The following is a 946-nucleotide window of genomic DNA, read 5'->3' as shown; positions in this document are numbered from 1 at the left end:
TACCAGGACTGTAGGCCTTAAACGAATAAAGGTAATTTGATGAACTGGATAACTGGACTTGCTGATTAAGTGTAGGATCGAAATTAGTATCTGTATAAAATTCAACAGTTATGTTGTGTACTATACCACCAATAGCCCAAAACTTATCGTAGTCGTCTGCTTTGTTGCAACCCTTAGTTTGTAGATCGCTGTCTGTGACGGAAAAGAAAAATTCTTGGTTGGAAGGATCTCCGATATAGATTCCTGGCGATTGAATGTCAGTTATTGTATCGTATGCAGACCAGACCCTTGATATTAACATGGTGTAATACAGACCAGGAACAGATGTATTAAATAGTTTATGTCCGCCATAATCTTTACCTGAATAGACCATGGCATTTTCAATAGTTATTGGACCAGGATTCGCTCTGCCAGATGTATTGCAGTAAAGAATACCACCACCGGTACCTGTATCCAGGTATGACCAGTACATTTTTACCCCAGTCGGGCCGAGCTGCGTGGGTTTATAAAAAACCAAGTTGCTTGCTGTTGATGTGTAATTAAAGGTCATCTGTGCGGCAGTGGAGGGGCCTCGATAGTTATCAACTCCTGCATTATTTCCCACAATAAAACTTGTATATGCACTGACTGTATTACAACAAGAATACAGTGCTAAAAAAAGAATGTACCTGAAGATAGTCTTCATTTTTACTCCAATGTTTCTTTATTGTTATGGTTTGCGCTGTTTTTGTTTGTTATTCGTAGTAAATATCCACTAACACATGGCTCATAAGTTGACCAGATGTAACACTCAATGCAGGATCGATTTTTTGCATTCGGGTGCTAAATTTCCAGGATGAACCATTCATGTCATCCGACATTACTGGATAAACGGAACGAGATCCGCCTGAAGCATTAAGAACATTGAATGTATTCGCCGAATCCTGAGTAGAAAATATAACTACTC

Annotated in this window: 1 protein-coding gene and 1 pseudogene; both read right to left on the bottom strand. The window is 39.1% G+C overall.

The annotated features are described in order from the left end of the window. Window positions 1–685 (bottom strand): annotated as a pseudogene (gene yadC / locus MFF34_RS28080) (fimbrial tip-adhesin YadC); the annotation flags it as partial. 49 nt (window positions 686–734) lie between these two features. Next, the coding region (locus MFF34_RS28075; RefSeq protein WP_374707432.1) for a hypothetical protein at window positions 735–946 on the bottom strand (212 nt) is incomplete at its 5' end.

Origin of the sequence: Pseudomonas sp. PAGU 2196, from assembly GCF_022179005.1 — a bacterium.
Taxonomy (GTDB): Bacteria; Pseudomonadota; Gammaproteobacteria; order Pseudomonadales; family Pseudomonadaceae; genus Aquipseudomonas; species Aquipseudomonas kermanshahensis.
The sequence above is the reverse complement of the archived record's forward strand: the minus strand, read 5'-3'. Positions and strand labels throughout refer to the sequence as shown.